Below are 9,362 nucleotides of genomic sequence, written 5' to 3'. Positions count from 1 at the left end.
CATTTCCCACTGCTATTTCACCTAAAATATTGGCAACACTCCTACGGGTATATTCATCATAAGTTTTATCGAGCAGTTGGATTAAACGGTTGATTACCTCCTCATTTCCCACTGCTATTTCACCTAAAATATTGGCAACACTCCTACGGGTATATTCATCATAAGTTTTATCGAGCAGTGGGATTAAACGAGAGATCGTTCTTTCCCTATCGGTTTCTGCTAATACTGCCTCTGCCCCTTGTCTAATTGCTGCAATAAAAGGAACGCAACTCCATTTAACAATTTGACTAACAATTAGATCAGCAAAACGACTCTCCTTAAACTCAGGAATTATTAGCCCCCCGAAAAAATAAGCACGATACTCATAAAAACCTCTATCCACTTTCTGATAACCCCACCTTTTCCGATAATTCCAACTGCCACAACCATCATCAAAATTAATCAACTTTTCAATAAACGCCTCTTTCTTCTCCTTCTGCACATTCTCCCGCCCAAACCACAGCAAAATCACCTCTTTCCACTGCTTCTCAAAAATCCGATAAGTACCTAAACTCGGATTATCTGGCCCATGATGCAAAAAATAACCCCAATCATCCACCGCCAACGCTGCAAAATACTCCTGAAACGTCGGATGATAAAACGCATAAACCCGCTCATCGGGATTTTCTACCGCCACCCCCACCAAATTCAACCAACCCAACTGCAACGCCAACCGACACAAAGGCTCATCAGTTTCCCCCAAAACCTCCGTTAACAAACCTTCCCTTAACCGAAACCGAGACTCAGATTGCTCCATCCCCCGCAGCGCCAACCTTCCCAACCCTGCATTCAACTCCCGTCGCTGCTTGGATTTCGTGGGAAAAGCCTCCTGCTTCCACACATACAGCGCCTCGGCAAACTGCTCATAAAGCCCCGCCTTCGTTTCCGGCAAACCCCCCTGCCGAATTTGCCAAGCGCGACACAACAGCGCCAACCGCAGGGGATTTCGCACCGTATCCCGAATCCGCTCTTTTCCAGCTTGGGCTAATTCTGCCAGCAACCGCTCCCCTAACTCTCCTTGACGCGCAAACCAGCGTTGAATAAATTGCCCCACCCCCTCCGGGTAGTCAAAATCGAGATTGCGATAAACATCAAACCCTTCCAGGGTATTTTTCCCCGCATCCCAAACATTCTGGCGACAAGTCAGCACCGCTCGCCCTTGGGCAACCCATCCGGTAATCTGAGCCGCAACAGTCGCCAGGGGGTTGCCACCCGCCGCCATTTCATCCACTCCATCCAGCAAAAGCCACACTCGCCCACTGTTAAACAACAACGCCAGCGCGTCTTCCATTTCCGGCGTTACCCGCACCGCACCCAGAGCATCCTTAAGCCACTTTTGCAACAGATACTCCTCAACACTTCGCCCCTGCAAATCTGCCAAAGACACCCAAATTGCCACATCCTGCTCTGTTTCTGTCGCTACCCATTGGGCAATTTTCTGTAACAGCGTCGTTTTTCCTGCCCCCGGCTCTCCCGTCACCGCTAACCTGCGCCCTTGACTTTTCGGACTTTGCCCCTGTTTCAGCACTTGCGCGAAAAACTCATCATTTTTATAGGTGCGGGTGACTTCTTCATACTCCTTTTCTGGCTGATAAAATTGGGAACCTTCCTCTGGCGAAACTTCCCCAGAGCGTTTTTCCTTCTTTACCCGTTCAACTAATCCCAGAGGTATATAAATATCATCAAAAGCAAACTCTACCCCGTTGCCAGTGGTGAGGGGATTTGTTGTTAGTCGTCGTTGCTTTGCTAAAGCTTCTTGACAGACTTCGTGCCAGTCAATATTGGGAATCGACTTTGCCCGGTTCCCATCGGGCGAGTTCAGTCAATTATTAATGGTTAAGGTGCTGTTATTAAAGGTATTTCCTTGCAATACCTGTTTGATCTCATCAGCTAGTTTACTATTATTAACAATAGAAGGGTTAGCTCTGAGATGAGTCTCAATTTTTTGAATATAGGGATTGATTTTAGGTTCCTGTTGCCCTAATTCCGCTAACTCTTGAATTTGTGTCCATAATTCGGGTCGTTTTTCGGCTGCGGCTTGAATATCGGGAATGACTTGACTATAATTTAAAGGCCGATCGGGTGTATGTTCAATTGCCGTTACTGTAGTGGGACTTTCTTGGTTAAGATTTGTTAAAAATTGTTGCGTTTTTTCAACACACATCTCACCGATTTTTTCACCTGTTTTCTCTAAGGCTTTCGTTCCCATGACTGTTCCTAACGCTAACGCGGCTGCCAATAAAGGTTCCATAATCTTAAAATATAGATAAAGAAAACTATTTCTGATTGTAATATAACATATAAAAAATCGTCAAGTCATCGGCTCTGTGTCTCATCGCTGGTCTTCCCCAAATTTTGAATCGCCTGTCCTTTAGTTTTTCTTAGGAATACTCTTGGGCATATTTGCTTTAATTGCGATCGCCTAACAGGAATAGTAATGTCAGTTGCGATCGCACCCGCCATTGCATTGCAGCACCAGTAGTCGCTGTTGGAGCATTAATTTGGTGGTTAGCGCGTGATTAATTCTCGCTAAAATACCGATCGAAGCGGTCAATGAAAGACTGCCGAATTAACTCGGCAGCGCTTTCCTGTTATTTAAGGTGAGTGAGTTGAGTGATGCTGAGCAAAGCAGGCAACATCGAGTCAGGCTTATCTCCTGTTTTGAGAGCAATTTCTAAATCAAACAAAATGGAGAGCGATCGACTTAAGGAGTTCGCAGATACTTCCTTAACCTCCTGCTTAAGGAAATACAGCCGTTTCGGGTTACTAATTCCGCACATACTAGCAATTTCGCTATCAGAACGTTGTTGGTCGGAATTGATAGTAGCTTTTACCCACAGCCAAGTTTTAAACTGAGTTTGGAGAGTGGCAATAATTGCTAAAGGAAACTCTGCCCGAGATAGCAATTCATCAAGCACCTTAATTGCCGCCACTGCTTGACCTTTTAAAAGAGCTTCGGCAAGTTGAAAACAGTTGGCTGTGGTAGCTGGAACGAGGATTTTAGCAGCTTCTTTCGTAATGCGAGCGCCTGCTGCATAAATGGCTAATTTCTCTAGTTCACTGACTCTTCTAGCAGAATCGTTGCCAATCGCTACCGCTAGATAACTGCCAGCATCTCGGGCAATTGAGAGATTCATCTGTTTAGCAGTAGCAGCGATCGCACTTTCAATCAAATCGGTACGCCAAGGAGGAATGAGAGTAAACTCCTTGAGGTTACCAAACTGCAACAAATGCTTGACTACCTTGAGCCGTTTGTCGATAACAGCAGCAGTGAAGACTAAGTGCGTTGTAACAGGTAATTGGGGCAAAATTTGCAGCAATTCTAGCCCCATTTCTCCAAATTGCTTGAAATCGCAATTTTCAACGACAATAAGTTTGTTTCCACCGCCGAAAGGAACTGAAGCAGCAGCAGAGAGGGCTGCATCCAGGGAAGAAGCATCGAAGCGGTGGATGTTGAAATCTCGCCAGAGAGGATGAGTTTGAGTCTTAAACTTTTCAACTTCTCGTTCAATTGCGTAGGTATCATTCCCAATTAGGATGCTAATCATGCTGCTAACTCCTCCTGTTGTTTGACAGTGACAGTAACAGAGCGGCCTAAAGCTTTAGTAACAATCCGCTGCACGGATTCAAGGTGACTCTGAAACTTGTTGGCGTATTTTCTTTCTACTACTAACACACATGAATCAGCAGAAAGTTCGGCAATTTGAGCGCGGTTTAAGAGGCTACGATTGCCTGGTTTCGCTGCTGCTACTACTTGCGCCCAAGTTGTCTCAAAGTCAGGAGAATCTGCCTCTATTTTTTGAGGGGTTTTATCAAATTTGTCGGGCTGATTAGATGGGAAAGTTGCCGGCAATCGCATTTCCTTGGCTACAGGTTTGCTTGACAGCATCAAGTTCAGCAGGCAAACTTCTAACCAGGTAGCCGCATTAGTGCTAGTTCTCAATTGAAATTCTGATTTTTGCAATTGTGTACAAGCCGCATCAATTGTTTCAAAATCGAGATGAAGAGCGAGCGAGCGCAGTTGTGAGTAGCCTACTGGCCCTGCAATTAAATTCTGGCAGTGGCCCGTTGATTTGACAATGAGCAAATCTCTCATTGCTGCTAGCAAGCTGCTGAGAATAAGTTTAGGGGTTTTGCCGCTGTCAATGAGCGTTCTCGAAGATTGCAGTACGCTTAAGGTATCGCCAGAATGAATGGCTTTGAGAAGGGCGATCGACTCTTGCTCGCTGATACTGCCAGATACTTCTGCAACTTGAGTTAGGGTAATCTCTGAGTTTAGCAGTGAAAGCTGAGAAAGTAATTGTAGGGCATCTCTTAACCCCCCGTCACAGGTACGAGCGATCGCCCGCATGGCCTCACTTGCGATCTCAATAGATTCAGTGGAGCTAATTTTGTGCAATTGTCCGATAATAGCATCAACTGACAAGGCTCGGAAGTTAAAAGTTTGGCAGCGGGAGATAATTGTCGGCAGGACTTTATGTGCTTCAGTCGTACAGAGAATAAACACCACATGAGCCGGAGGTTCTTCAAGGCATTTGAGGAGAGCATTTTGAGCGCTGGTACTGAGTTGGTGGCACTCGTCTAAAATCCAGATGCGGTAAGGGCTCATCGCTGGCGCAAAGTTGCTGTGTTGTATTAATTCTCTGGCATCATCCACGCCATTGTGAGAGGCCGCATCGATTTCAGTTACGTCTAAGCTTGAACAGGAGTCAATGGTTTTGCAGCTTGAACATTCTCCGCAAGGAGTGGCGGTTGGCTTTTTGCTATTCAAACAATTGAGGGATTTAGCAAGAATGCGAGCGGTTGAAGTTTTGCCTGTTCCTCTGGGGCCAGTAAATAGGTAAGCTTGAGCAATTTTGTCGGAGGTGATGGCATTGGTCAAGGTTGTTTTGATGGTGTCTTGACCCACTAATTCTTGTAGGTTTTTGGGGCGGTATTTGAGGTGCAGTGGTTGGTACATTTTGAGTCGTTAGAATACTTCTGGTAACTATTCCCCGATAGGGGAGGCATGCCTGAAGTTATGCCATTTCTCAAAAATCTTGCTACAGAATTGTTAGCTTTGTTTGTGGGCTCTGTTTGTCAGGTGCGGCTCTGTGAGATTGTTTGTCTAAATTAGGAATTTTTAATGGCGACACACCCTACGGCTACTATTGCATGAGTCTTGATAATTAGTATTAATATAAGTTGTTGGTGCGACAGTATTGAACACACTTGTAGATAATTTTTATGTTAAAATAGGAATTTAAATTATCCTAATTTATACAGTAATAGGCTCCGAATTGGGGCAGGAGAGGGCATCAAATTTAGATGCCGCTCCCCACCTTTTATTCTTGCGGAGCGATAATGTATTCGCACTCTAAAGCCTCTGTACCCGACGCTGGTATTCCAAACGGTGCAATCAGTATGGGAGCCGTAGGAGTTGCCATTAACATCCGCAAATCCGAACTAGAAACAGCTTTAACTGTATCAATTAAATAGCGGATGTCGCACTTGATCCGAAAGTCACAACCGAATAGTTTGGCATCAACTATCTCAGTACCAGAACTGAGAGTATTATTTAGTGAAATTCGCACTTGTTGACTATCTAAATCGAATTCAAAAATTGCTGTAACATGGGACTTATCGCTGTGAGAAGCTAACCGCTCTAAGGCTTTTAAAAAGCTGAGCTTCTCTACCACAATTTGATGGCTAAGTTCATGCCGATAAGGAGCAATAATCTGGTCGCACTTCGGGTATTTTCCTTCTAATAACTGCGCTGTCAGCCGCCAATTGTTCCACTCAAAAGCAACAAAGTTATTGCTATTGTCAGGCTCAGTCTCATAGTAAATAGCTACTCTGTCAGTGGGATTCAAAGTCCGCTCTAATACCCGGAGTACCTTAGTGGGTACTGTAAATTGCACGTTTCGAGTGTTCAAAATATCGGAATCACTGCTTTCACTGAATCCTACAACCATTGCTATCCGATGTCCGTCTGTTGTCCAAACTCTCAATTGAGAAAGTCCCCTTTCTGCGTCGTGGCTTAGTTGAAAGTTAGCTCCAGTTAAGATACGTTTGGTTTCTTCAGAACTTACAGCAAATAAGCTGGCTTTGAGGACAGCAATTAACACGCTAGCAGGAATGGTCACAAGTTTTTGTTCAAGGCTCTTGATAGCAGGGAATTCGTCCGCAGTTAGCCCACGAATGACGTGCTTGCTCCTTGATGCAGTCAGAGTGGCACTGACTGATGGAACGTCACTTCCTTTGATAATTTCCCAAGAACTCTTTAAGGTAACGCGACTTTTCGGAAATTTTCCGAGAATGTCTGCGAGTATGGTTGCAGGGAGAGTGAGCTTTCCAGATTGATTGATATTAGCTTCAAAACTCGCTTGTATCCCAAATTCCAGGTTATAAGCAGTTAAATGCAATTGTCTAGTTGCGGCATCTGCTTCTATGAGAATATTGGATAAAATGACATGGTTGTTATTGCTATAAATGCTGCTTTTGAGAGTTTGGATGTAATCATTTAATTCTCTGGCATCACAGGCAAATTCAACGATTGAAGGGGAAGGGGAAGGAGAAGGCTCCGGCAATGTCTCATCGTTTGATTTAGCTCCTAAATCAGAAGCATCTGTGGCTGAAACTGGTGTATATTCTGTGGATTTTTCAGAGGGTTCTACTTGTTCTGAAAGTGCTGTTTCCGGTTCAGAAGTTGAAGAACCTTTTGTGATTTTTGTAACAGATTTTTCAGCCTTAGCGGAATTAGTCGCTGTTTCAGGAGATCGTTTTTTCTTGGTTGCTCTCTGTACTACTTTTTGCTGAGGGGGTGTTTCTGTAAGTCTAGATTTTGCCATAATTAGTTGTGTGTCAGAAGTTCGATTTGCCGCTGCGGTAGCAGCACTCGCGAGCGGTGGCTGAAAAAAGAGAGTCGAAGTGTGGAAAGAGTGGAACCAATATGGTTGAGAGCAGGTGGATTATTGTAATTATTTTTTAACAATTAAAGGTAATAATCAACCTTTATTTTAGGATGATAAATTTGAGCTTGTTGATTAATAAAATCGTAATCTAAGTAGCAGTTTTTGGGAGTGCATCTTGTCGAAAAAAAGAGAGCGAAGCATTCCGGCATATAAGTTATTGGTGAACGTCTTATATTTACGGAGGTCATGCTTCGCCCTACTGATATATTATTCTAAGTGAGATGTCGCCTTTTTCACAAACCGATTTATTGCTATTTTCTCCCTACTTTCTACTGCCTATCATCAAAAGTTACTTGAACCAGATTTAGTTAAGTATCCTAATGCAAGTTGAACTCGGGATGAAATTGGAGGAACAAATAGTATCCGTTGGCGGCAGCGACTCGTTCCGACATACAAGAGGCGGTGGTATTCTTTAAGTTTCTGTTTGCTGCTCATTTCTTTTCCCACCAATAGCCGAGTCAAAATGTCATTAATGTCCAAACCCACTTCATCAAAAGTGCTGCCTTGAGAATTGTGAATAGTCAGGGCAAAGCAATTGTCAATTTCGGCAAATATGTCGTCCTTAAACCAATAATACTTGCGCCATAAAAATCCGCTGCGCTTGGCACTCTTGAGTTTTTCCTTAAGTTCAGCCTGGTAGCGTTTATTTTCGGATTCATGCAGCACAAAGATTTGCCGAAATAAACCGTCATCGGTCACAATCTTTAAAAGCCATACTCGATAGCCGTAGTGTTGGCTCGTTTCAACTTCTTTAATGGTAAATTCAGTTGAAGTGGGCAAAATAACGGTCTTACCATCAGGGGCCATGATTGGTTTCTTAGTAATCAGCCTTTCTCCCGGTATGAATCTGGGGGCTGTTTGACCGTAAACTTGTTCTCGGAGGGCCTGATTGTAATAGTTGACTTGCTTGTTTGTCCAGCACAGAATCCGAAAGCAGTCAGGGTTGGAAGTGAATTCGCGCTTGATGGTTTTGAGGGCGTATTGCAGGAGTGTTTCTGGCTTAACTTTGAATGCACCGTTAGATTTGTTCCCTTGAGTGTAGGTAGAATGTGGCAAGAACATATCGGTTTTATTCTTGACACAAGAACGGCATTCGGTGATGAAGTCGAGGACGGGACTTTCTCCAGCTTGCCTGACAACTTCGGTTAGCATAGTTTTATTGGTAATGCTGAAGACAGGCGAGCGTTTTTCTCCGACGGGGTTAAGCTGAGCTGGGTCGCCCATGAGAATTAATTTGCGGTGGTTGAACAGGGTACGTTCAAATCTACGCTCAATCCAAGACCATAATTGAGTTCCAACCATCGAACATTCGTCAAGAAAAATGATATCGTAGAGGTGGAGGTAACAACAGCTTGTCTGTTCTAAGACTTTCTCTTGTTCTTTGCGAACTATGCCTAAGCCTAAAAGTTGGTGTATTGTCAGAAAGTCTACTCCGAAAATACCTTGAGAGGCTGCCATTTTTCTGAGAATACCGACGGCTTTGTTAGTAGGTGCAGTGAGGACAATGCGCTTGCTTTGAGCCAAGAGTTCTTTGATTAGAAGAAAAATAAGTGTGCTTTTTCCTGTGCCTGCATAACCGCAGAGCAAAAAGAATGACTCAGTGCTGCTTGCAAATGTTCTCAATTTGTCGAGTGTTTGCTGCTGTTGTGGTTTGAGAGTGAAGGGAATTTGTTTAAATTCCTGCGGTCGTTCTAGTAAGGTTTGAATCATTATTAGTGCTAGATAATAACTCTATCGCCTCCCTAATAAGCGTTAGCTTGAGTGCAAGACTGTTTCACGAAGCAGGTTAAATCAACAAAAAAAAGGCGATAGCGCTCTGGTACACTAGAGGGCGATCGCTGATTTATTTGTTGATTAATAATATGAACAGTGGTTGTTGGTTTTTAAACAATAACAACTTTGGTCTTCTTAACTCGCTTGATATTAGCTACTGTTCCTTTGCTTTGTCCGTCCCAGATGGCTAGTCCGTAATCACAATGCGAACACATTTGGATGTCGCGAGCGCTATAGTTTCCGGGAATGCCAATGGTGGGATAACCAAAAGTATTCCTAGGTTTGCCATTGCCGCTAAATAAGGCATAGTAAACCAAGACTTTCTGGTAATTCTTAGACTGCAAATACTGCTGAACTAAGCTATCAATACCAGAAGCATCACCGACTATAACTTCAAATCCTAGTTCAATGATGCGATTGAGAGATGCGATTGCTCCTAAAGGCAATTCATTAATGGAACGACTACCGGAAATCATTACTGTTTTGTTCATGCGATCCTGGAATTGTAGGGTCAAGGGTGAATTGAATAGCACTCAAACTCAAAGATTGTTCCTTGAGTTGATATTTACGACTAGAAAAAATCAACATTTTATGCCA

Annotated in this window: 7 protein-coding genes; all 7 read right to left on the bottom strand. The window is 43.6% G+C overall.

The window, feature by feature from the left end; all coding sequences use genetic code 11:
* On the bottom strand, positions 1-1,567 hold a 1,567-nt coding region (locus QT984_RS03785; RefSeq protein ID WP_333151833.1), incomplete at its 3' end, for an NACHT domain-containing protein.
* Between the two features lie 294 nt (positions 1,568-1,861).
* Positions 1,862-2,290, bottom strand: coding sequence for a hypothetical protein (locus QT984_RS03780; protein ID WP_333151831.1), 429 nt, complete (start codon positions 2,288-2,290; stop codon positions 1,862-1,864).
* A 340-nt stretch (positions 2,291-2,630) separates the two neighbouring features.
* Positions 2,631-3,587 (bottom strand): DNA polymerase III subunit delta, encoded by a 957-nt coding sequence (gene holA, locus QT984_RS03775; RefSeq protein WP_333151828.1) that lies wholly within the window; start codon positions 3,585-3,587, stop codon positions 2,631-2,633.
* Positions 3,584-4,999: a DNA polymerase III subunit gamma/tau gene (dnaX, locus tag QT984_RS03770; RefSeq protein ID WP_333373204.1), complete on the bottom strand. Its 1,416-nt coding sequence runs from the start codon at positions 4,997-4,999 to the stop codon at positions 3,584-3,586. The genes holA and dnaX overlap by 4 nt, the downstream gene beginning before the upstream one ends.
* A gap of 364 nt (positions 5,000-5,363) precedes the next feature.
* Positions 5,364-6,869, bottom strand: a complete 1,506-nt coding sequence (gene dnaN / locus QT984_RS03765) for a DNA polymerase III subunit beta (RefSeq protein ID WP_333373201.1) — start codon at positions 6,867-6,869, stop codon at positions 5,364-5,366.
* A 405-nt stretch (positions 6,870-7,274) separates the two neighbouring features.
* On the bottom strand, positions 7,275-8,702 hold the full coding sequence (locus QT984_RS03760) for an AAA family ATPase (protein WP_333151822.1): 1,428 nt from the start codon (positions 8,700-8,702) through the stop codon (positions 7,275-7,277).
* 173 nt (positions 8,703-8,875) lie between these two features.
* On the bottom strand, positions 8,876-9,256 hold the full coding sequence (locus tag QT984_RS03755; RefSeq protein ID WP_172186651.1) for a hypothetical protein: 381 nt from the start codon (positions 9,254-9,256) through the stop codon (positions 8,876-8,878).
* Positions 9,257-9,362: the final 106 nt, after the last annotated feature.

Origin of the sequence: Microcoleus sp. Z1_B2, assembly GCF_036700325.1 — a bacterium.
Classification (GTDB): Bacteria; Cyanobacteriota; Cyanobacteriia; order Cyanobacteriales; family Microcoleaceae; genus Microcoleus.
Note: the sequence above shows the minus strand (reverse complement) of the source record. Positions and strands in the feature narration are given on the sequence as shown.